21 protein-coding genes are annotated in these 23960 nt (G+C 32.8%); 11 read left to right on the top strand and 10 right to left on the bottom strand.

The window, feature by feature from the left end; translation table 11 throughout:
* Nucleotides 1–31 precede the first annotated feature (31 nt).
* Both carB and rpmH read right to left on the bottom strand, forming a co-directional pair.
* Nucleotides 32–2887, bottom strand: a complete 2856-nt coding sequence (gene carB, locus OIU80_RS18105) for a carbamoyl-phosphate synthase large subunit (protein WP_264288385.1) — start codon at nucleotides 2885–2887, stop codon at nucleotides 32–34.
* A gap of 144 nt (nucleotides 2888–3031) precedes the next feature.
* Entirely contained in the window at nucleotides 3032–3193 is a 162-nt protein-coding gene (rpmH, locus tag OIU80_RS18100) for a 50S ribosomal protein L34 (RefSeq protein WP_008464848.1), read from the bottom strand.
* A gap of 168 nt (nucleotides 3194–3361) precedes the next feature.
* Here rpmH and OIU80_RS18095 point away from each other — a divergent pair, with 168 nt between their 5' ends.
* Nucleotides 3362–3877 carry a tetratricopeptide repeat protein gene (locus tag OIU80_RS18095; protein WP_264288384.1) on the top strand — a complete coding sequence of 172 codons (516 nt, stop codon included), beginning with the start codon at nucleotides 3362–3364 and terminating at the stop codon, nucleotides 3875–3877.
* 99 nt (nucleotides 3878–3976) lie between these two features.
* Here OIU80_RS18095 and OIU80_RS18090 read toward each other — a convergent pair whose 3' ends face one another.
* Entirely contained in the window at nucleotides 3977–4633 is a 657-nt protein-coding gene (locus OIU80_RS18090) for an alpha/beta hydrolase (protein ID WP_264288383.1), read from the bottom strand.
* A gap of 328 nt (nucleotides 4634–4961) precedes the next feature.
* On the opposite strand from OIU80_RS18090, the gene OIU80_RS18085 reads away from it, so the two are divergent.
* Nucleotides 4962–5246, top strand: coding sequence for a GNAT family N-acetyltransferase (locus OIU80_RS18085; RefSeq protein WP_264288427.1), 285 nt, complete (start codon nucleotides 4962–4964; stop codon nucleotides 5244–5246).
* Here OIU80_RS18085 and OIU80_RS18080 read toward each other — a convergent pair.
* The 3 genes from OIU80_RS18080 to OIU80_RS18070 all read right to left on the bottom strand — a co-directional run bounded on the left by OIU80_RS18080 (nucleotide 5243) and on the right by OIU80_RS18070 (nucleotide 9127).
* Nucleotides 5243–6673: an anion permease gene (locus tag OIU80_RS18080; RefSeq protein WP_264288382.1), complete on the bottom strand. Its 1431-nt coding sequence runs from the start codon at nucleotides 6671–6673 to the stop codon at nucleotides 5243–5245. The two genes, OIU80_RS18085 and OIU80_RS18080, sit on opposite strands and share 4 nt — an antisense overlap.
* Nucleotides 6674–6688: 15 nt before the next feature.
* On the bottom strand, nucleotides 6689–7783 hold the full coding sequence (locus tag OIU80_RS18075) for an OprO/OprP family phosphate-selective porin (protein ID WP_264288381.1): 1095 nt from the start codon (nucleotides 7781–7783) through the stop codon (nucleotides 6689–6691).
* Nucleotides 7784–7909: 126 nt separating this feature from the next.
* On the bottom strand, nucleotides 7910–9127 hold the full coding sequence (locus tag OIU80_RS18070; protein ID WP_264288380.1) for a hypothetical protein: 1218 nt from the start codon (nucleotides 9125–9127) through the stop codon (nucleotides 7910–7912).
* 267 nt (nucleotides 9128–9394) lie between these two features.
* On the opposite strand from OIU80_RS18070, the gene OIU80_RS18065 reads away from it, so the two are divergent.
* Genes OIU80_RS18065 through OIU80_RS18055 form a run of 3 tightly spaced genes read left to right on the top strand, consistent with a single transcriptional unit; the run spans nucleotide 9395 to nucleotide 12903 of the window.
* Nucleotides 9395–10777 (top strand): TolC family protein, encoded by a 1383-nt coding sequence (locus OIU80_RS18065; protein ID WP_264288379.1) that lies wholly within the window; start codon nucleotides 9395–9397, stop codon nucleotides 10775–10777.
* 12 nt (nucleotides 10778–10789) lie between these two features.
* Nucleotides 10790–11743 (top strand): HlyD family secretion protein, encoded by a 954-nt coding sequence (locus OIU80_RS18060; RefSeq protein WP_264288378.1) that lies wholly within the window; start codon nucleotides 10790–10792, stop codon nucleotides 11741–11743.
* Between the two features lie 2 nt (nucleotides 11744–11745).
* Nucleotides 11746–12903: an ABC transporter permease gene (locus tag OIU80_RS18055; protein WP_264288377.1), complete on the top strand. Its 1158-nt coding sequence runs from the start codon at nucleotides 11746–11748 to the stop codon at nucleotides 12901–12903.
* A gap of 74 nt (nucleotides 12904–12977) precedes the next feature.
* Here the strand turns inward: OIU80_RS18055 and OIU80_RS18050 are convergent, their stop codons facing one another.
* Nucleotides 12978–14612: an ABC-F family ATP-binding cassette domain-containing protein gene (locus OIU80_RS18050; protein WP_264288376.1), complete on the bottom strand. Its 1635-nt coding sequence runs from the start codon at nucleotides 14610–14612 to the stop codon at nucleotides 12978–12980.
* A 195-nt stretch (nucleotides 14613–14807) separates the two neighbouring features.
* Here OIU80_RS18050 and OIU80_RS18045 point away from each other — a divergent pair, with 195 nt between their 5' ends.
* Entirely contained in the window at nucleotides 14808–15251 is a 444-nt protein-coding gene (locus tag OIU80_RS18045; RefSeq protein WP_264288375.1) for a PepSY-like domain-containing protein, read from the top strand.
* 95 nt (nucleotides 15252–15346) lie between these two features.
* Here OIU80_RS18045 and OIU80_RS18040 read toward each other — a convergent pair whose 3' ends face one another.
* Together OIU80_RS18040 and OIU80_RS18035 are read right to left on the bottom strand one after the other, a co-directional pair.
* Nucleotides 15347–16522, bottom strand: coding sequence for a GlmU family protein (locus tag OIU80_RS18040; protein WP_264288374.1), 1176 nt, complete (start codon nucleotides 16520–16522; stop codon nucleotides 15347–15349).
* A 179-nt stretch (nucleotides 16523–16701) separates the two neighbouring features.
* Nucleotides 16702–16953, bottom strand: coding sequence for a type B 50S ribosomal protein L31 (locus OIU80_RS18035; protein ID WP_129539582.1), 252 nt, complete (start codon nucleotides 16951–16953; stop codon nucleotides 16702–16704).
* Nucleotides 16954–17197: 244 nt separating this feature from the next.
* Here OIU80_RS18035 and OIU80_RS18030 point away from each other — a divergent pair, with 244 nt between their 5' ends.
* The 5 genes from OIU80_RS18030 to OIU80_RS18010 all read left to right on the top strand — a co-directional run bounded on the left by OIU80_RS18030 (nucleotide 17198) and on the right by OIU80_RS18010 (nucleotide 23227).
* Nucleotides 17198–17731, top strand: a complete 534-nt coding sequence (locus OIU80_RS18030; protein WP_264288373.1) for a DUF4199 domain-containing protein — start codon at nucleotides 17198–17200, stop codon at nucleotides 17729–17731.
* Between the two features lie 5 nt (nucleotides 17732–17736).
* On the top strand, nucleotides 17737–18693 hold the full coding sequence (locus tag OIU80_RS18025; protein ID WP_264288372.1) for a glycosyltransferase family 2 protein: 957 nt from the start codon (nucleotides 17737–17739) through the stop codon (nucleotides 18691–18693).
* A 188-nt stretch (nucleotides 18694–18881) separates the two neighbouring features.
* On the top strand, nucleotides 18882–20609 hold the full coding sequence (locus OIU80_RS18020) for a phospho-sugar mutase (RefSeq protein WP_264288371.1): 1728 nt from the start codon (nucleotides 18882–18884) through the stop codon (nucleotides 20607–20609).
* Between the two features lie 51 nt (nucleotides 20610–20660).
* Nucleotides 20661–22487: an ABC transporter ATP-binding protein gene (locus OIU80_RS18015; protein WP_264288370.1), complete on the top strand. Its 1827-nt coding sequence runs from the start codon at nucleotides 20661–20663 to the stop codon at nucleotides 22485–22487.
* 38 nt (nucleotides 22488–22525) lie between these two features.
* Entirely contained in the window at nucleotides 22526–23227 is a 702-nt protein-coding gene (locus tag OIU80_RS18010; protein WP_264288369.1) for a hypothetical protein, read from the top strand.
* Between the two features lie 9 nt (nucleotides 23228–23236).
* Here the strand turns inward: OIU80_RS18010 and OIU80_RS18005 are convergent, their stop codons facing one another.
* The gene (locus tag OIU80_RS18005; protein ID WP_264288368.1) at nucleotides 23237–23959 is read right to left on the bottom strand and encodes a hypothetical protein; all 723 of its coding nucleotides are present in this window, start codon (nucleotides 23957–23959) and stop codon (nucleotides 23237–23239) included.
* Nucleotide 23960: the final 1 nt, after the last annotated feature.

Genomic DNA, 23960 nt, shown 5'->3' with positions numbered 1-23960 from the left:
TATGGAGCTTTTTTTATATCAGAATTTGAGATTATTTACTCAAATACATTTTTCTTCTTGAATACAATTCGTAGAATTGATCATCTTTTAAGTCGTCAATGAACAAGATACTTTCTCCTGTAGATTTCATCTCTGGTCCTAATGCTTTATTTACATTATGGAATTTACTAAAAGAGAATACTGGTTGTTTAATTGCAAATCCTTTTAATTGTGGATTAAACTTAAAGTCAGTTACTTTATTATGACCTAACATTACTTTTGTAGCATAGTTTACATAAGGTTCTCCATAAGCTTTTGCAATAAATGGTACTGTTCTCGATGCTCTAGGATTAGCTTCGATAATGTAAACCGTATCGTCTTTTATAGCGAACTGAATATTTATTAAACCTACAGTTTTTAAAGCTCTAGCAATTTTTATAGTATGATCTTTTATCTGTTGCATCACGAATTCTCCCAAGTTAAAAGGAGGCAATGTTGCATTACTATCTCCTGAGTGAACTCCACAAGGCTCAATGTGTTCCATGATTCCAATGATATAAACATTACCATCAGCATCACAAATAGCATCAGCTTCAGCCTCGATTGCTCCAGCAAGATAATGATCTAAAAGTAATTTGTTTCCAGGAATAGTTTTCAATAAATTGATTACGTGCTCTTCAAGTTCTTTTTTATTGATTACAATTTTCATTCCCTGACCACCTAATACATAAGAAGGACGAATCAATAATGGGAAGTCAAGCGTATCTGCCAAGGCCGAAGCTTCATCAGCAGTTTCTGCGATTCCAAATTGCGGGAAAGGAATATTTAATTCAGTCAATAATTCTGAAAAACGTCCTCTATCTTCAGCTAAATCTAAGGCATCAAAACTAGTTCCGATAATTTTTACTCCGTATTTAGATAATTTTTCAGCTAATTTCAAAGCAGTTTGTCCACCAAGCTGTACAATTACTCCTTCTGGTTTTTCATGCTGAATGATATCGTAAATATGCTCCCAGAAAACTGGTTCAAAATATAATTTATCAGCAGTATCAAAATCAGTCGAAACTGTTTCAGGATTACAGTTAATCATGATAGTTTCATAACCACATTCTTTAGCAGCCAATACCCCGTGAACACAAGAATAGTCAAATTCAATTCCTTGTCCGATACGGTTTGGTCCTGAACCTAAAACTATTATTTTCTTTTTATCCGTAACAATACTTTCGTTATCTACATAACGTTCTCCATTTGCTTTTTCAATTTCTGCTTCAAAAGTCGAATAGTAATAAGGTGTTTTAGCTTTAAATTCGGCTGCACAAGTATCAACCAATTTAAACACACGATTAATATTCATTCCCATTCTTAAAGTATGAACTTCGCTTTCCAAACAATTCACCATATGAGCAATTTGTCTGTCGGCAAAACCTTTTTGTTTCGCTTCAAGCAAAAGTTCTTTTGGTAAAGTAGCTACCTTATAGTTAGAAATTTCTTTCTCAAGTGTATAAAGTTCTTCATATTGTTTCAAGAACCACATATCTATTTTTGTAATTTCATGAATACGGCTCAATGGAATTCCCATTGCAATTGCATCATAAATTACAAAAACACGATCCCAACTTGCAAAAGTTAGTTTCTCGATAATTTGTTCGTAGTTTTTATATCCTTTTCCATCAGCACCTAAACCATTACGTTTAATTTCTAATGACTGAGTTGCTTTGTGTAAAGCCTCTTGAAATGAACGTCCGATTCCCATAACCTCACCTACAGATTTCATCTGAAGACCAAGAGTTCTGTCAGCACCTTCAAATTTATCGAAGTTCCAACGAGGAATTTTTACAATTACATAATCCAAAGTTGGTTCAAAAAGAGCCGAAGTTGATTTTGTAATTTGATTTTGTAATTCATCCAGATTATATCCTAACGCTAGTTTAGAAGCAATTTTTGCAATTGGATATCCAGTTGCTTTTGATGCTAATGCTGATGAACGAGATACACGTGGATTAATTTCAATCGCAACGATATCTTCTTTTTCATCTGGCGAAACTGCAAATTGCACGTTACAACCTCCTGCAAAATTCCCAATACTACGCATCATCAGGATTGCATAGTCACGTAATTTTTGGAATGTTGCATCAGATAATGTCATTGCAGGTGCAACTGTAATCGAATCTCCAGTATGAATTCCCATTGGGTCCATATTTTCGATAGAACAAATGATTACTACGTTATCATTTTTATCTCTCAAAAGCTCTAATTCATATTCTTTCCACCCCATTAAAGCTTTATCAATTAAAACTTCATGTATTGGAGAAGCCTCAAGTCCTCTTGTTAAAAGCTCATCAAAATCTTCTTTTTTATAAACAATAGCCGCTCCAGTTCCTCCAAGAGTAAATGAAGGACGAATAACTAATGGAAAACCAAATTCCTGAGCAATTTCTTTTCCTTCTAAATAAGAAGTTGCAGTTTTTGCAGGTGCCGTTGGTACATTAATTTTTTCAAGAAGTTGTTTAAACTGCTCTCTATCCTCGGTAATATTGATCGCATTTACATCAACACCGATTAATTTCACCCCAAAATCTGCCCAGATTCCTTTTTCATCAGCTTCCAAACATAAATTCAATGCCGTTTGTCCACCCATTGTAGGTAAAACAGCATCAATTTGTGGATGTGCTTTCAAAATTTCAATAATCGATTTTGTAGTTAGTGGCTTCAAATATATATGATCGGCCATACTTGGATCGGTCATAATAGTCGCTGGATTTGAATTTATCAAAATAACTTCAATTCCTTCTTCACGAATAGAGCGTGCTGATTGCGATCCTGCATAATCAAATTCGCAAGCTTGACCAATAACAATAGGTCCTGAACCTATTATTAAAACTGATTTTATTGATGTGTCTTTAGGCATTTTAATTGTATTGTGTAGTTATATTTTCGCTTAATGTTTAACTCTACTTGTTTAGAAATTAAAACATTACTTATTTTTTAATGACAAGGTATAAAAAAAGGCGATACTAAAAAAAGTAACGCCTTATTTATGTTTATAGAAACATTATTTTTTGTGTCTAGGTTCGCTAGAAACAGTTAACTTATGTCTTCCTTTAGCTCTTCTACGTGCCAGAACTTTTCTTCCATTCGCAGAAGCCATTCTGTCCATAAATCCGTGCTTATTTCTTCTTTTTCTTTTCGATGGTTGAAACGTTCTTTTACTCATTGCTTTGTATCTTTAAATATGGTGTCTAATATCTTCTTTTTGGTTTTCGAATTGTCTATCCGTAAAACCGAGTGCAAATATACAAAGACTTTTTTTTCTGGCAAGTAGTTTTATAAAAATATTTTTAATTCATTTTACTATCTTTGCATTCACAAAAATACACCTATTATGTTTCACAGAAATATTAAACTTATTTTAGCCGGACTATTAGTAGTTGCTGGCATTTGGCAATTTACAGAAAGTAATATTGGAAACGGAATCTTCCTTATATTATTGGCCGGAATCCCTGTTTTCCTTTATTTTAAAAATGAATTTATCTTATTAGCCTTCTTAAAACTAAGAAAACAAGATTTTGAAGGTGCTAAAAAATGGCTAGCATACATCAAAAACCCTGAAACTGCTTTGGTAAGAAAACAACAAGGTTACTTTAACTACCTAAATGGTATCATGGTTTCTCAAACTAATATCAATCAAGCTGAAAAATATTTCAAAAAAGCAATTGAACTTGGTTTATCTATGGATATGGATTTAGCTGTAGCTAAATTAAATCTTGCTGGTGTTGCCATGTCACGCCGAAGAAAACTTGAAGCAACAAACTTATTAAACGAGGCTAAAAAGCTTGATAAACAAGGAATGCTAAAAGAGCAAATTACAATGATGAAAGATCAAATGAAAAAAATGTAGTTTTCACATTACCTCTTATAAAAAAAACCATCCGCAAAACGGATGGTTTTTTTATGACCAAAATTAACCAAGAGAGAAACTTAATTACAACCAAAGAATCTACTCTAAAATAATTTTAGGTAAGTTTTCATTTAGCCATTTAAACTTATTCAAAATCATAATATGAGTTCCCCCCTTCACCACTTTACAATTGGCAATATACTTTATAGGGAAAACCTCATCTTGATCTCCATGAATATGAATTACATTTTCATCAATTTTAGTTCTATCCCAAAGAATTACTTGTTCAACTGCCCAATCCAGATAACGAATATCTCGCACAGACAAAAACTTTTCATAAAGCTTCAATCGTTTATTTATCTTTTCCCCAAAAGAAAACTTAGCCAAACTTTCTACATTTAAAATCAATCTCATTGGGATTAATTTATAAGCCTTAGTCGTTTTGGCAATTTTCATTCTTCTAGGGAACTCAGCATTGCACTTCACACTCGAAATAATAATTACTTTTCTAGCTGCTATATGCTTTGCCATTTCCTGAACCAGAATACCTCCAAAGGACACTCCTATTAAAACTGGATTTTGATGTTTTATATTTTGAGTAATTCTTTTAGCATAATCTGGCAAAGATTCACCATCAAGCGGTATTTCCCATTCTAACAAATGCATTTCAAAAACATCTTCAGGCAATGCAATCCTCTCGAAAATAGTTGTACTTGCCGCAAGACCAGGCATAAAATAAACAGGAACTTTACTCATAATCACATTTCAAATATTAATAACAACAAAAAAACTATTATTGATATAAAATTATCGTTTTTTAACGAGTCCAGCTCTGTTTTTATAATAATATTATCACTTAAAATCATAGTAAACCCGCGTGTTCACAACAGTTTTAAAAATGTAAAATATTTCTCATTCCTAAAAACTTTTGTTATTGAATATCAAATGATTATCTTTGTAGTAGAAACAATTTGTTTCTGACAATATATTATAAGAAGTCCTCTCGAACTTTTCACAAGGTTCATTTCTTCTATTTTTTTTAAATACCACATAAAAAACAAATAATATGGAACCCATTTCAGCAATGGAAATCAAAGACAATGCCTTTGCAAGACAATTTGAAATCTCAACACCTACAGGATTACTAACAATCGAATACTCTTTTCAAGAAAAAAAGATATTTCTAACAAAAGTCAACACTCCAGAATCTTTTGACGATCAAGAACTTTTTTACAACATCCTTAAAAGCATAATGGAAATTTCGATTGAACGAAAATTAAAAGTAGTTCCTATTCATCCTAAAATTGCAGCTTTTTTTAAGAAAAACCCAGTTTATAAAGAGCTACTTCCACCTGGTATCCGAATTTAATAGTACCCGATTATATTCATCCATAACCCTCCTATCACCATATATATGAGTAATAGGACAAGGCCTGTTACAAGACCTTTTACCCACCAACTTTTTAAATCGACATAACCACTACCAAAAAATACAGGAGCTGGTCCATGTCCGTAATGCGTTAGCGTACCATAAAGCGAACCTACAAATCCAAGCATAAAAGCCAATAGCAACCCTGGAACACCCAAAGAAACTCCAACCCCTAACAATGCGGCATACATTGCCGCTACATGAGCTGTTGCACTCGCAAAAAGATAATGACTAAAAAAGTACACAAGAATTATAATAGGAAAAGCCATTTGCCAGCTTAATCCTCCTATCTGCTCTTTTACCAAATCACTGAACCACCCAATGAAACCTAATTCATTGAGTGAACTCGCCATCATTACCAAAACCGAAAACCATACAATAGTATCCCAAGCTCCCTTTTCGGATTTTACATCATCCCAAGTTAAAACTGAAGTTAATAACAAAATTACCAAACCAATAAAAGCAGTTGTTGTAGCATCAATAGAGAATAAATCACCTGTCATCCAAAGAAACAACAAGATAAAAAACGTCAATAACATCAACCATTCGTTTCTAGAAATCGGCCCCATTTCTTTTAGCTTTTGCTTGGCAATTCCTGGGGCGTCTTTTGTTGATTTTAATTCTGGCGGATAAATTTTATATAAAACTAAAGGAATAACAAAGAAAGCCACTAGCCCCGGCACAATTGCAGCAAGCGCCCAAGACATCCAAGTTATTTTAATACCTAAATTTAAAGCAAACTTTTGACACATCGGATTACTTGCAGTTCCTGTTAAAAACATCGAAGATGCAATAAGATTCATATTATAGCTATTCAATGTTAAAAACGAACCTAACTTTCTATGCGTTTCTGGTTTATCTGGCTCTGATCCAAAACTTATTGCCATCGATTTCATAATGGGATAAATAATCCCGCCTCCCCTTGCTGTATTACTAGGAACCGCAGGAGCAAGACATAAATCAGCAAGCCCTAATCCATAAGCAAGCCCTAATGAACTTTTCCCAAATATTCTTATAAAAATAAAAGCGATTCTATTTCCAAGTCCAGTCTTAATAAATCCACGTGCTATAAAAAATGAAATTCCTATTAGCCATATCACTTTATCTCCAAACCCTCTTAATGCTAATGTTATTGATTTCCCAGCATCACCGGGAGCCAATACCTGCGAGAATGCAGTTACAGCTATTGCAATCATACACATAGTCCCCATAGGAGCAGCCTTTAAAATAATTCCGAGAATAGTCGCCACAAAAATAGCAAACAAATGCCAAGCTACTTCTTTAACACCTTCAGGAGCTGGAATAATCCAAAGCCCAATACCAATTGCAAGTGTTATTAATGTTTGAGGAATTTTTACTTCTTTCATGATATGGAAATTATATTAAAGTCTAGTTTGAAATTGAACGATAAATAAATTATCATTATACATATTTGTGTTAGGAATATTCTTATCGTACCTATCAATTTCAAATCCTAATTCAATTCTACCAGTATAAGCCTTTCCAAATTCAAGACTCAACATTGGCGTATATGTTTTGCGAACATTTGAATTTAATTTAAAATTGGTATCAAAAGACTCATAGCGACATGAAAACTCCAAAGAGGTCAATTTTTTATAATCTATACGGTATCGCAAATTTGGCATAACATAATATCCACGCATCTGATAATCATTAACATGCAAAGTCCTACCATCTACTGGTAATGAAAAATATAAATTATGATTCGTTCCTTGTTTATACTCAAGCTGCAAATCAAAAGTAAATCTATCCGTAAGTTTAAAATCACTCGTAATATCAGCACCTAAGGCAAAAACATCCTGATCAAATACTTTTCCAGTTCCACCATTTAATCCTAAATTAATTTTATGCAGTTTAGACAACCCAAAAACCCATCTTGTAGAATATTGTTTTCCGCTATCTTTATCTTTTTCCTGATTCCTTCCCGTTCCATTTAAAATAGAAACAGCATAACTTATAGGAACAATGCCCACGTCAAAAGAACCTGTTGCGGAAGCTCCGATTTGGAAGCTCGTCCATCCATTTTTCCCAAATTCATAATACTGATTTGAGAAATCAAAAGACTTAATGACATCCACAGGAACAAGTTCTTCTATACCAAAAGCTGGTCGGAACTGACCTCCTGTTACTGCAAAGTATTTACTAAAAGTATATTTTGCATAAGCATTTTCAAGAACCTTATTTTTAGGATCTGATTTAAAATCAGCTAAATTTACTAGAATCACTACTTCAGTTTGTTCGCTCAATTTTGTATTTAGCCCAACGCGCATTCTCTTAACATCAAATGAAGTTTTAGTAGCCTCTCCAGTTGAATTATGAACTCCAAGAACATCTACATTATCCGAAAGCGCTCCTAAAAAACGAGCCTGAAAAAGTCCTTTAAACTGAAATTGTGGATATTTCACTCCTTCATCAGAATTTGTGGTAGCCTGATTCACATCAACTTGGGCATTCATAAAACAAGGCACCATTAAGATAGCGAATACAATTTTGATTAGCGGAAGTTTCCTCATAAGTATATTAAATAAAAATTTAGACTAGTAATTAGTCAATATGCAAAATCTGATTTTCAGTCTGTACCCTTATCTTCTATTAGAACCCCCATCTACAGGTCTTTGCGTTGCTGGTCTTGGTGTTACAGGTCTAACTGCTGGACGCGTTACTGGCTGCACAGGCCTTACAGCAGGTCGCGTAGATGGATTAGTTGGAGTAACTGGACGTGTAGTCGGCCTTGTTACTGGCTGTGTTGGCCTTACAACTGGTCGCGTTGACGGGTTAGTTGGAGTAACCGGACGCGTAGTTGGTCTTGTCGTTCCTGTTCCTGGTCTGGTCGATGGATTAGTCGGACGCGTTACTGGTCTAGTTGTATTACCCGGTCTGGTCGATGGAGTTGTAGGGCGTGTTACTGGCCTAGTCGTATTACCCGGTCTAGATGGCCTTGTAGAAGTAACTGGCGCTGGCCTTTTATAATCTCTTCCATTGTAGGTAGAATTATATCGTCCGTTGGTTCTATTATTTCTAACAACTACCGATGTATTTCTTCTGCTAACATAGTTATTATAATACCTAGGATGTCTTATAACAGCAGTTCTTCGATAATAAGGACTTCTGTAATAATGTCCATGATATCCCCAATAATCATGATAATAAACTGGACGCCAAGGACGCCAGTACGGAGGATAATACCCCCAATGCCAAGGCGATCTATATACTACATATACAGGAGAAAATAAAAATAAAACCACTGGCCATGCACTTACACTAGCACTCACATAACTTGGACTAGTTGTTGTATTGTAATTATTGGTTGTATTATTATTTACGATTACAGTAGCATCTCCTTTGTATCCTGGATTAGGTGTTCCTGAAACAATATCCGAAGGCTCTACAACATAATTTTTACCATATAAATCTTCATCTCCAATAGCCTGAACATGTACCTTGTTCTTTTTATCTTTAGTAACCTCAATAACAGCAACATCTTGCGTTTCTTTGCTATTTACAGCAACCTGAAGCACAATCACATGAGTATTACCCTCCTTATGACCTTCTACCTCAATATAATCGATTTCTCCATCATTATTTAAGTCTAAATTATTAACCTTACTATCCGGATCATTTAATGCTCTTTCGAAATCTTCTAATGTTTTTGATTTTTGAAAAACATCTAATACTGCAAATAAATTAAGATTATCCCCAGGTAAACCTAAAGCAACTGGTTCATCATTTGTTTGAGAAAATATAGGCAGACTAAACAGACTAGTCAACATAATAGCTAAAAATAATACATTTTTTTTCATGTTAATAAGTAGTTAATTTATAAATATGCATACTAAGGTATAAAAAAACAAATAAAGTCCTACATCATCGGAAAACTTTCTGTTTTCTCAATGAAAGTCACTGTAAGTTTTTAAATCCTACCACGAATTTACTTATTATAAACAAAGATTGTAAGACTAATATTCTTAACTTTGCATATAACCGTATTTTATATACACTCATTCCACTTGTAGTATCTTACAAAATCTGTTTGGATTTATCATATATATAGAAACAAAAAAAACACAATGAGAAAACTTTCACCTATTTTCTTTTTCTTTCTTTCATTAACTTATGGATATGCTCAAATTGAAGTCTCTCCAACTTTGGAAGGAGCCATTAATAAAGCTTTAGAAAAAAGTACTTCTTTAAAAAACAAAGATCTCGATATTGAGAAATTAAATCTTCAAGAGAAAGGAGTTTGGAATAAATACATTCCTACTGTCGAAGCAAGTGCATTATACACGTATTTTGACAATAAACTAACAGTAGATCTGCCTACTGCTACTATTCCTATTGTAAATTATCCTTTATTTGATGGTAAAACAGCCTTTAAAAATTATGGGAATATTTTTAATGGAAGTGTAATAGCTAAAACAGTCTTATTTAGCGGTATGCAAATTCCAAACGGGGCCAAAGCAATACACGAAAAAGCCAAAGGAACTGTGTTTTTAAAAGAATCCGAGAAAGATGGAATCATAAAAGACGTCATTAACACATTTGATCAATTAGAACTATTAAAAGAAATAGATAGATTAATAAAAGAAAGTGAAAAGCGATTAGATACCGAAACTAAACGTGTTACAAAAGCAATAGAACAAGGCCTTGCAATTCCTTATGATAGAGATAAAATTAAGCTAGCTTCTCTTGAATTAGCCTCTAAAAAAATTGAACTGGATGGAAAACGAAAATTAGTTTATAAAAAAATTCAGTACTTAACAGGATACTCTATTGCCGAAATAGAAAATGTGCAGTACGACTTAGTTCCATATTTAATTACAAATGAAAAATTAAGCACTCAAAATAAACAAGAAATAAAAGCTTTGGAATCTTTTAAAACTGCTTATGAATATTTGCTAAAAAAAGAAAAAGGCACCTATTTACCAACTTTAGGAGCATTTGGTGGAGTTTCTTATTCAAGTTTATTTAATGCTAATGCTACAACACCTATAGTTACCGGAATAAATCAAGCATTATATTTAGGATTAAACGAGGCAACTATAAGTAATAACTGGGTTGTAGGCGCAGCAATGAAATGGGAAGTTTTTTCAGGTTTTGAAAGAAAACATAAGGTACATGAAGCCAAAATCAATATCGAACAGATGCAAAACCAAATTGACGATACTAAAGAAAAGCTAGAATTGTTACTTGAAAAAAACTTAGTTGACTATAGCGTTCTGACTCAAAAAATTGACATTACTCAACAACAAGAAAAAGTAGCAGGTAATAATTTGAATCTTGCAATAAAACAATACAAAGAAGGGCTTATCAATATATCGGAACGTCTTGAAGCCGAAAATGATTCTTATAAAGCATCTGTAAACAAAACAACTACGTTAATCGAACAACGATTATCAGCTATTGAAACAATAATTGCTACTGGCGATTTATCAAAAAAACTATCTAAATAAAAGTTCTATTTTATGAAAAAAGCAATTATTATAATCAATTTAATTTTCGTCTTTACAAGTTGTGAAAAAGAAAAAAAAGAAAATTTGATTCAGGGAAAAATAGAAAAAGAACAAATTGCTGTTGTTAGCAAAATTCCTGGAAAAATCTTAAAAATATTTGTCAAAGAAGGAGATATAGTCCAAAAAGGAGATACTCTTGCAATTCTTGATATTCCAGAAGTAGACGCTAAAAAAAATCAGGCTGAAGGAGCGGTTATATCTGCGAAAGCCCAATACAAAATGGCTGTAAAAGGAGCAACTGAAAACCAGATTAAACAACTGGAAGCAAAAAAAATGGGATTAAAGGAACAGTATGAATTTGCTCAAAAATCGATTAAACGATTAACAAATATGCTCAAAGACTCTTTAATATCACAACAAACTTATGACGAAACTTTTGCTAAATACCAAGGAGCACAAGCCCAATATAATGCAGTTATTGCCGAACTAGACGACGCAAAAAAAGGAGCTCGTATTGAGCAACAAACAATGGCCTTAGGACAACAAGACAGAGCGCTTGGAGCTTTGCAGGAAGTAGAAACTGCCGATAAAGAACGTTATATTGTAGCTCCGCAAGACATGAGCATAGAAACCATAACATTAACTATTGGCGAACTGGCATTACCTGGTTATACCTTATTTAATGGCTATATTGCCAATAGCACTTACTTCCGCTTTACAATACCAGAGAATCAATTGGATAAATTTAAAAAAGGGCAAGAAGTAACTGTACATGTTCCTTATAAAAAAATAGACATAAAAGGAAACATCAGCACAATAAAACAACTGGGAGCCTATGGAAATATTGCAACCGCATACCCAGATTATGAAATGCAGGAAAGTTTATTCGAAATAAAAATAACACCTTCCAATAGCAATGAAACAAAAGATTTGATCACAAAAACAACTGTTACTTTATCTCTTTAACTATGCAAAATTTCTTTTCATTGCTTAAACGGGAATTCAAATTATTCTGGAAAAACAAAGTGCTTCGATTGCTTTTTATTGGTGCACCAATACTTTATGGCGTTCTATTAGGCTATGTTTATGGTAAAGGTAAAGTGACCGATTTACCCATAATTGTTGTAGATCAAGACCGTACTGAAATGAGCTCAAAAGCAATTCAGATGTTTGAAGACAATGAGGTAATACATATTGCTTCAATTCTATACGATCAAAACAATCTTTCTCAGATTGCCATACAAAAAGAAGCTACCTGCGTTGTTATCATACCAAAGGGATTTGAAAAAATGACTCTCACAAAAAAGTACCCAGAAATCACAACCATCGTAAATACTTCTAATGTCTTAACTGCCAATTACGCATCGACAGCAATACAAGTTTGCCTTGGAACATTAAAAGCTGGGGTACAAATTGAAACTTTAAGAAAACAAGGCGTTCCAGAAAACTTACTTATGTCTCAATACGAACCTTTTAAGACAACTTTTATAAAGAAATACAACCGAAGCACCAACTACATGTATTTTCTTTGGCCAGGTGTTTTAGCAACTGTCCTACAACAAGTTCTTTTACTAGGACTAGCACTTTCTTTTGCATCTGAATTTGAAAACGGAACTTTTAAAGACTTAGTTAAAAGATGTCCTTCAATTTTAAACCTCTTGGCTGTAAAAATTATTCCTTATATGCTAATGAGTTTTGGCATTTGGTTCATATACTGGCTCTTTACTTTATGGTTTAGACTTCCTTTTTATGAAAATCTGCTCCCGCTCACATTCATAGCAGGAATTTTTGTGTTATCAGTTTCTTTTATTGGTATTCTGGTAAGTATTTTAATCCCTAACCAATTAAAAGCTACAGAAGTCCTAATGGTTATTGCAACTCCTAGTTTTATTCTAAGTGGATTTACTTGGCCTTTAAGCCAAATGCCACAAGCCGTGCAAGCAATTGCAAACGTAATCCCATTAACACATTTCTTAAAAGCTTTTAGAATATTAATAATCGAAAATGGGACTTTTTCACAAACAACAAAACCTATTTGGAACATGATTATTATAGGCTTAGTTTGCTCAATTGCAGCCTATATTGCCTTATACTACAAGAAGAAAAATGCTCTAAAAGAAGCTTAGTCTTCCTAATTATCAGATAAAAAAAAACGGCATAAGCTAATCCTTATGCCGTTTTTCATTATTAAAACATAAAACTATTTTTCTATTTCTCTCATTGAGTCCATTTTTTTATGCGCTAAGAAACCAGCAACATCTTCAAAATGCTCTTTTACACGTTTATTTCCAAACTCAAAAACCTTAGTTGCTAATCCGTCAAGGAAATCACGATCGTGAGAAACCAAGATTAAAGTACCATCAAAATCACGTAAAGCATCTTTAATAATATCTTTGGTTTTCATGTCTAAGTGATTCGAAGGCTCATCCAGAATCAATAAGTTAACTGGCTCTAACAATAATTTAATCATTGCCAAACGCGTTTTCTCTCCTCCTGAAAGCACTTTTACTTTCTTTGTAATATCATCTCCCTGAAACATAAAAGCCCCAAGAATGTTCTTTATTTGCGTTCTAACATCTCCAACAGCAATAGCATCGATAGTTTCGAAAATTGTAGCATTTTCATCTAACAAAGAAGCCTGATTCTGAGCAAAATACCCGATTTGCGAATTATGCCCAATATCAACACTTCCTTCATCGATTCCAATTTCTTTCATGATGGCTTTAATCATAGTCGATTTTCCTTCACCATTTTTCCCCACGAAAGCTACTTTCTGACCTCTTTCAATAACTACATTAGCATCTTTGAATACTACGTGATCTCCATAAGATTTTGACAAATCCTTTACCACAACAGGATATTGTCCTGAACGTGCTGCTGGAGGAAATTTTAATTTTAGTGCCGAATTATCTACTTCATCAACCTGTACTATAACCAATTTTTCCAGCATCTTAACACGAGACTGAACTGCATCAGTTTTAGAGAAAGTTCCTTTAAAACGATCTATAAATGCTCTGTTATCAGCAATCATTTTTTGTTGTTCATCATATGCCTTTTGTTGGTGTATACGACGATCTTTTCTTAACTCTAAATAATGAGAATATTTAGCTTTGTAATCATAAATCCTCCCCATTGTAACTTCAATAGTACGATTGGTAATATTATCTACAAATGCTCTATCATGCGAAATTACCACAACTGCTTTAGCTGAGTTAATTAAAAACTCCTCTAGCCATTGAATACTCTCAATATCCATATGATTGGTTGGCTCATCCAGCAAGATCAAGTCTGGTTTACGCAAAAGAATTTTAGCCAATTCAATTCGCATTCTCCATCCTCCAGAAAACTCAGAAGTTTGTCGTGTAAAATCTTCACGTTCAAAACCTAATCCAACTAAAATTTTCTCAACTTCAGCTTCATAATTTACTTCTTCAATCGCATAAAATTTCTCACTTAAGTCCGAAACTCTTTCGATTAATTTCATGTAAGCATCACTTTCATAATCAGTACGAACAGTTAATTGTTCGTTTATCTCATCTATTTCAGCTTTCATTTGAAAAATCTCGCCAAAAGCTTTTGAAGCTTCCTCCATTACAGTTGATCCATCTTTGGTCAATAAATGCTGAGGCAAATAAGCCACAACAGCATCTTTTGGAGCCGAGATACTTCCAGTAGAAGGTTTACTTTGACCAGCAATTATTTTTAAAAGTGTCGATTTTCCCGCACCATTTTTACCCATAAGGGCGATTTTATCATTTTCATTTATAGCAAAAGAAACATCGCTAAAAAGTGTAGTTCCTCCAAACTGAACTGAAATATCATTAACTGTAATCATTATACTGTGAATTTGTTTATTCGGTTAATCGTTAATTTGCTAACCCAAATTTTCGAGGTGCAAAGATAGATTAATTAGAGTATTCGACAATACAATTAAATCTCTGACATCTTTGTTTTTTAAGTTTCGTCATTTTTCTTACATATTTTATTTTTTTTATCATACCTTGTATAAGAATCTAAAAATCAGAAAAACATGAGAACAAAATTAAACTTAGTAGTTTGCCTTATTGCAGGATTAATATTTGGACTTTCTGCAAATGCACAAAAAACTGTAATCAAAAAAGAAGCTTTACCCGCAAATGCACAAAATTTCTTAAAGACTCACTTCGGATCTAAAAAGCCCAGCTACATACTGCAAGACAAAGAGATCCTCTCAACAGAATACAAAGTTCAATTTGACAATAAAATTGAAATCGAATTTGATAAAAAAGGAAACTGGAAAGAAGTTGATGGCAAAAGCGCTAAAATCCCAAGCTCTATTATCCCTAAAAAAATTGCGACTTATGTAAAAACAAATTTCCCTAAAGAAAAAATAACCAAAATAGAAATAGGAACTTTTGGCTACGAAACAAAACTAACCAACGGTTTAGAATTAAAATTTAACCTAAAAGGCGATTTTACTAAGATCGATAAATAGCATTTAACTAAAAAAACAAAAACCCGACAAATTTTAAAAACTTGTCGGGTTCGCTATATTATCTAATTTCAAATTGACTAATTATCTAATTAAATTCAGTCTTTTCTCCATTTTTTTGTTTCTTCAAAAATATGCTCTAAAATTGCAGCTTCTTTTTCATCGAAATCAATATTTCTGCGTCCCATAACCAATCTTGCAGTTTCAAAAGCTTTCTTGGTAACATATGTTGTAAAACCTGCTGCCCCACCCCAAGAAAAACTTGGCACAAAGTTGCGAGGAAAGCCTGAACCAAAAATATTAGCACTTACTCCTATTACTGTACCTGTATTAAACATGGTATTAATTCCGCATTTACTATGATCTCCCATCATTAAACCACAAAACTGAAGTCCGGTTTTAGCGAATCCCTCTGTTTCATAGCTCCATAATTTCACTTCCTCATAGTTATTTTTTAGGTTAGAATTATTAGTATCTGCACCAATATTACACCATTCACCTAAAACTGAATCTCCTAAAAATCCGTCATGCCCTTTATTTGAATTTGCAAAAAGAACCGAATTCTTAACCTCTCCTCCTATTCTAGAACCTACTCCTACAGTTGTAGCCCCATAAACTTTAGCATTCATTTTTACTTGTGCATTTTCACATAAAGCAAATGGTCCACGAATAACTGAGCCTTCCATAATCTCAGCATTTTTACCTATATATATTGGTCCTGTAGATGCGTTTAAAGTAACAAACTCAAGTTTCGCACCCTCTTCTATAAATATATTCTCAGGAGCAATAGTATTTACGCTTTTAGGGATTGGTTGCGATTTCCTGTCTTCTGTCAAGAAATTAAAATCTTCGCGAATTGCCGCATCATTTTTCGAGAAAATATCCCAAGTATTTTCTACTGTTATACAATTACCGCTGTATTGAATAATTTCATAAGTATCAAAATCAACTTCTTCTTGATTTTCACTTGTAAAAAAAGCAATAACATCTTCCCCTTTAAAGATAGCTTGATTAATTTTTAAATCCGAAACCAGTTCTGCTAAGTCATAATTTGGTAAAAACGAAGCATTTATCATTACATTTTCCTCAAGCTCTACCATTGGATATTTTTCTGACAGATACTCTTCGGTTATTGTGGTTGTAGTTGATCCTAAATGCATTTCCCATTTTTGACGTATTGTCATTATTCCGATTAAGATATCAGCAACAGGTCGGGTAAACGTAAAAGGCAACAAGGCATTCCGGACGGGCCCGTCGAATAGAATGTAATTCATATATTAATTTAATTTGACAATATTTTAAAATCTCGATTTGGTTATCGAGTCCAAAGTTACAAATATTTTATTTGTTTCATTTAATGATAAGACTTCTTAATCAAGCATTAAGACAATATAATGTACAAAAAAAGCCTTCCAAAAAGGAAGGCTTTGATTTATTTAGAAACGAGCTAAAATTATTTAGCGTGTTTAGCGTATTTAGTTTTGAATTTATCAATACGTCCTGCAGTATCGATAAGTTTAGATTTACCTGTGTAAAAAGGGTGAGATGTTCTAGAGATCTCCATTTTTACAAGTGGATATTCAACACCATCAACTGTTATTGTTTCTTTTGTATCTGCAGTAGATTTAGTAACAAAAACTTCTTCATTTGACATGTCTTTGAAAGCAACTAATCTGTAATTTTCTGGGTGAATTCCTTTTTTCATCTTTTTTTTATTTATTGTTTGGAGCGTTTTAATTTTGAAGCTTCTTCGTGGTTAGAAAAAGGTGTAAATGCAACTACTCTTTTTGTTTAAAAACTTTTAATTATTTCAGTTTGCAAATTTACAATTATTTTTCAATAAACAAACCTTTACCCTATTTTTTTTATCTAAAATCGAAAAGCATTTTTTATCCATGAATATATTGGGAATTGTTATATTTGTGGATTAATTTTAAAACATATAAATTATGATTAATGAAGTTATAAAAAAGAATGGAATTACTTACGGTATAATAATAGGTGTAGTTTTAGCCCTAATCACCGCAATTATGTACTCAATAGACCTAAAACTATTCGTTTCTGGTTGGATTGGAGGTATGACATTTGTTATTTTTCTAGTAATAACTATTACTTTATTATCAAAAACTAAAAAAGATTTAAAAGGTATTTTCACCTTTAAAGATGCATTTACAACTTATTTTGTTGCCATTCTTGTAGGGATTCTAATTTCTACTTTCTTCAATATCATTTTATTTAACGTTATTGACCCTAGTGCAAAAGACACTTTGGGTGAATTAATCAGAAAATATATGGCTGAAACATTACAAAAATTCGGAACACCTGCATCGGTAATAAATGAAACAATGGCAAAAATGAAAGAAAGTAATCCTTATGCTACTGCTGAGTTATTAAAAGCATTAGTTTTTAGTATTGTTGGCTACTCAATATTAGGATTAATTATGGCCGCCTTTTTTAAAAGCAAAAATACATATCAAGAATAAAATAAATGAATTTATCTATACTTATACCGCTTCTTAACGAAGAGGAATCACTTACGGAACTATATACATGGATCATTAAAGTGATGAAATCTAACAATTACTCATATGAAATCATTTTTGTAGATGATGGAAGTACAGATAATTCTTGGAATATTATTGAAGGATTTTCTAATGAAAATCCGAATGTAAAAGGAATCCGGTTCATGAAAAACTTTGGTAAATCGCAAGCTTTACATGCTGGTTTTGCCAAAGCAAATGGTGATGTTATCATTACTATGGATGCCGATTTACAAGATAGTCCGGATGAAATCCCTGGATTATACGAAATGATTACCAATCAGAAATTTGATTTAGTTTCGGGCTGGAAAAAGAAACGCTACGACTCTGTTGTAGCAAAAAATTTACCATCGAAATTATTTAATTGGGCTGCGAGAAAAACTTCTGGTGTTGAATTAAATGATTTTAATTGCGGATTAAAAGCATACAAAAATGCCGTTGTTAAGAACATTGAAGTTTCAGGCGAAATGCACCGTTACATTCCTGTTTTAGCAAAAAACGCAGGTTTTAATAAAATTGGAGAGAAAGTAGTTATACATCAGGCTCGTAAATATGGCGAAACCAAATTTGGTATGGAGCGCTTTGTTAATGGTTTCCTGGATTTGATTACAATTTGGTTTTTATCAAGATTCGGAAAAAGACCAATGCACCTATTTGGCGCAATGGGATCGCTTATGTTTATAATTGGCTTTTTACTGGCCGGTTATATTGGTGTTTCCAAATTGTACCATATGTATATGGGAATGCGTTATAACTTGGTGACGAATAACCCTTGGTTTTTTATCGCATTAACAACTATGATATTAGGAACACAATTATTTCTTGCTGGATTTTTAGGGGAAATTATTTTACGAACTAAAAATAATGAAGCTCGTTATAAAATAGCAAATCAGGTAAATTTTTAACACATACCCTAGCCCTATCCCGATAGCTATCGGGAAGTAGTGGCATTCTTTATTTTTTTTCTTTAAAAATATAAAGACATAACTTTCCGATAGCTATCGGAAAGCAGGAGATTTTTTCGAGAAATCGAAATGTTAACTCCTGAAATTGCATTATTATTTTTTGACTTACAATTTTAAACAATATACAAATGAATATAGCACCTAACATTTTAACTGCTGTAAACGAATGGCTAACGCCAGCATTTGACAATGAAACACAAGCGGCGATTAAAGAAATGATGACAACATCGCCTAAAGACCTTGAGGAAAGTTTTTATAAAAATCTAGAATTCGGAACTGGTGGAATGCGTGGTATTATGGGTGTTGGTAGTAACCGCATCAATAAATACACACTTGGAAGAAACACACAGGGACTTTCTGATTATATGCACAAAGTTTTCCCTAACCAAGCTCTAAAAGTAGCAATTGCTTATGATTGCCGTCACAACAGTAACACACTTGCCAAAGTTGTTGCCGACGTTTTCTCTGCAAATGGAATTCACGTTTATTTATTTTCAGATATGCGTCCAACTCCAGAATTATCTTTTGCACTTAAACATTTAGGCTGCCAATGTGGTATTGTACTTACCGCATCACATAACCCGCCTGAATATAACGGATATAAAGTATACTGGGAAGATGGTGGACAAATTGTTCCTCCGCAGGATGCTGAGATTATTGCGATGATTGAAAGCTTAGACTATGCAAAAATTAAATTTCATGCTAATGAAAAATTAATTGAATATATAGATACAGAGATTGATAATGCTTTTATCAAATCATCTATTGAAAACGCTAGTTTTAATACTCCAGCTGAAGCTAAAGAAGATTTACAAATCGTTTTTACATCTTTACATGGAACTTCTATAAAATCAATCCCTCCTACTTTATCACAAGCAGGTTATACTAATGTACACATTGTACCTGAACAGGCTGTCCCAAACGGAGATTTCCCTACTGTAAAATCACCTAACCCAGAAGAACCTGAAGCATTAACAATGGCATTGGTATTAGCTGATAAAACAAATTCAGATATTGTTGTTGGTACAGATCCTGACTGTGATCGTCTAGGAGTTGCTGTACGCAATAACGAAGGAGAAATGATTTTGCTAAATGGAAACCAAACCATGATTTTAATGACTTCTTTCTTATTGCAAGAGTGGAAAAAAGCTGGAAAAATCAATGGAAAACAATTTATAGGATCAACTATTGTTTCAACTCCTATGATGATGGAACTTGCAACAAGCTATGATGTGGAGTGCAAAGTAGGCTTAACAGGTTTTAAATGGATTGCCAAAATGATCAAAGACTTCCCTGAACTTGAATTTATCGGTGGTGGAGAAGAAAGCTTTGGTTTTATGGTTGGAGACGCTGTTCGTGATAAAGATGCCGTTGCTGCAACTTTACTAATTTGCGAAATGGCCGCTCAAGCAAAAGCAAATGGAAGCTCTGTTTACAAAGAACTTTTAAATCTTTATGTTGAACACGGATTTTACAAAGAACACTTGGTTGCTTTAACCAAAAAAGGAATAGAAGGATTACAAGAAATTAACCAAATGATGATTAATTTACGTGAAAATCCTGTAAAAGAAATAGATGGACAAAGAGTAATAATGGTAGAAGATTACCAATCATCTACAGCATTAAATTTACTGAGTGGCGAAGTATCTGAAATGACTATCCCAAAATCAAATGTGCTTATTTATTATACTGAGGATGGTTCTAAAATTTGTGCAAGACCAAGCGGAACTGAACCAAAAATCAAATTTTATATTAGCGTAAATACAGAATTGTATTCTGTAGAAGACTTTGATTCTACTGATGCAATTTTAGACAAAAAAATAAAAAATATTATCGCTGCGATGCAATTGAATTAATTTTTTTACTTCCGACTTATAAAGTTGATTTAAAAAATAAAAACATCTTGAATGAACAATTTCAAAAGAATACTCCCTTTTATATTCCCTTATAAAAGATACGCATACATGAATATTTTGTTTAATATTCTTTATGCATTATTTAGCACGCTTTCGTTTATGGCATTAATCCCTATGATTCAGGTATTATTTGACCAAACAAAAAGGAACACCACAATGCCTGTTTACGAAGGTATTTGGGAGTTTAAAAACTATGCCGAAAATTACTTAAGCTATTTTATCACACAGGCAACCGATAATTATGGTGTAGGATACACACTATCTATAATGGTAGCAGTGATTATTTCGATATTTTTATTAAAAAATCTATGTGATTATCTTGCGATGTTCTTCATTACTTTTTTAAGAAATGGTGTTTTAAGAGATATGCGAAATGCGATGTATAAAAAAACACTTGAATTACCTTTATCATTTTTCTCCGAAAAAAGAAAAGGTGATGTTATTTCTCGTATTGCAGGTGATGTTAACGAAGTACAAACTTCATTTCTGGCAATTTTAGAACTTATCGTAAAAGAACCGCTTACTATTGTATTTACAATTATCGCCATGCTTGCTATAAGTCCTCAATTAACTTTATTTGTTTTTATTTTTATTCCTGTTTCTGGATATATCATATCATTGATAGGAAAGCAATTAAAAAAACAATCAACTAAAGCACAACAAGAACAAGGAACATTTTTATCTACTATTGAAGAAACATTAGGTGGCTTAAAAGTGGTGAAAGGATATAACTCTGAAAATTATTTCAATAGCGTTTTCCAAAACTCAACGCAACGCTTCTTTAAACTATCAAATAGTATTGGAAATCGTCAAAACTTAGCTTCTCCTGCAAGTGAATTCATGGGAATCATGGTAATTGCAATTTTGCTATGGTATGGTGGTCAAATGGTTTTAATCGAAAAAACATTAAATGGCGCTTCATTCATCGCTTATATGGGATTAGCTTACAACATCCTTACTCCTGCAAAAGCAATCTCAAAAGCTTCTTATGGTGTAAAAAGAGGAAATGCAGCAGCAGAACGTGTATTAGAAATTCTTGACCAAGAAAACCCAATTACAAGTAAAGTAGATGCTATAGAAAAAGCTACTTTTGACTCTGATATCACAATTAAAAACATCAACTTTAAATACGAGAAAGAAAATGTATTAAAAGACTTTTCTCTTGAAATAAAAAAGGGACAAACTGTTGCCCTAGTTGGGCAATCAGGCAGTGGAAAAAGTACTATAGCCAATCTTCTTACTCGTTTTTATGATGTAAACGAAGGCAGTATAAAGATTGACGATATCAATATTAAAGATATGTCTTTACATTCTCTACGTGGTTTAATGGGATTAGTAACTCAAGATAGTATCTTATTTAATGACACCATAAAAGCCAATATCTCGCTAGGTAAATTAGATGCAACCGATGAAGAAATTATTGAAGCTCTAAAAATTGCCAATGCTTTTGAATTTGTAAGCGAATTACCTCTTGGCATTTATACCAATATTGGAGACAGCGGAAACAAACTTTCTGGCGGACAAAAACAACGTTTATCAATTGCTCGTGCCGTTTTAAAGAATCCTCCAATTATGATTCTTGACGAAGCAACATCTGCACTAGATACTGAAAGCGAAAAATTTGTACAAGTGGCTCTTGAAAACATGATGCAAAACCGTACCTCTATTGTTATTGCGCACCGTTTATCTACTATACAAAAAGCAGATTTAATCGTTGTTATGCAAAAAGGTAAAATTGTAGAACAAGGAACTCATGAAAACCTAATAGCTTTAAACGGAACTTATAATAAGCTAGTTACCATGCAGTCGTTTGAATAATTTTTCTTAATTTAGAGATACCTAAGACCTAAGCACTTATGTATCGTCACAATTCAAACATTAATCTTCCCGAAGATCCTAATACAGTAGTCTGGAAATACTTAGATTTATCTAAGTTTCTAGACTTATTGATGTCTAAAAAACTATTCATGTCTCGTTCTGATAAATTTGAAGATCAGTACGAGGGCACGTTTAGCGAACCTACTTATGAAGAGATTAAAAAACTTGCTATAGACAATCCCGAGTTTATAGATTATTACAAGACTCATCGCGAAAAAGTAGCCATAAGCAGTTGGCATATCAATGAATATGAATCGTTTGCTATGTGGCAGATATTCACTCAAAATAGCGAAGGATTAGCGATTCAATCTACCATTGGAAGATTACAAAAAGCATTGAAAACCGAGAATAATTATGATCAATATATAGGTGAAGTAAATTATATTGATTACAAGAAAGAATACATCCCATTTGATGATTTATTCTTTCCATTTTTATTTAAAAGAAAAAGTTTTCAATATGAACGTGAAGTACGTATAATCACAGATTCTTCCAAAAGCAACATTAAAATCAATGATGGCTTAAGGGTTAATGTTAACCTTAAATATCTTATTGAAAAAATATACATTCACCCCAAATCGGAGAACTGGTATAAAAAACTTGTAATTGATTTAGTTCACAAACTAGGTTATGACTTTGATATAGAAAAATCTGATCTTGAAAGCGATATTTTGATATAATTAAAAATACTAAATTGGCTTATAACTAATCACTTTCCAATCTTTAACTCCAAGATTAATGTAGTTATAATGCAAAACATCATTTTTATCAAACTGACCATTTTTATTTGTGTCTTCGATAGTTCTAAAATACAAACGATTTTTTGAATCAATAATATTCCAGTCTATTAGTTCTTGAAAATCTTCAGAAACTTTAACAAATCGCTCTCCGCTAATATCACTTAAATACAATGCTTTTATATCGCTAGTATCCAATTTACCATCTTTATTGGTATCCATATCAACCATAGTATACACCATAACATGATTATGTGTTTTATCGGCAATTGTTTTTAAATAAGTGGCTGTTTGAATTAAAACTTCTTTATCTGTCAATGGTCTTATAGAATCCGAATCTATCTTTTGAAATTTTAAATTTTGCAAATATCCCGTGATTTCATATTCTCCGATATTCGAAATCGTAAAACTTATATCATTTACACTCGATGAACCATAACGCGCTTTAACACCTCTTTCGTACACTCTTACATCTCCAACTGGGTGAATTAAATAACCTGTCCCTTCCATCTGAATTGGCAAATCAGCAATTGCAACTTGCGTTGAATCGACCTTAGCAATCACTTTTGAAGCAGTAGAAGCATCATAAGTAACCTTTGGTTTTTCGACTTCATTTTTACAACTCACTAAGAGTAAAACAGAAAGACTTATAATAGATATATGTAATTTTCTCATG

The sequence above is a fragment of the Flavobacterium frigoritolerans genome, assembly GCF_025847275.1.
GTDB classification, from domain to species: Bacteria; Bacteroidota; Bacteroidia; order Flavobacteriales; family Flavobacteriaceae; genus Flavobacterium; species Flavobacterium frigoritolerans.
Note: the sequence above shows the minus strand (reverse complement) of the source record. Positions and strands in the feature narration are given on the sequence as shown.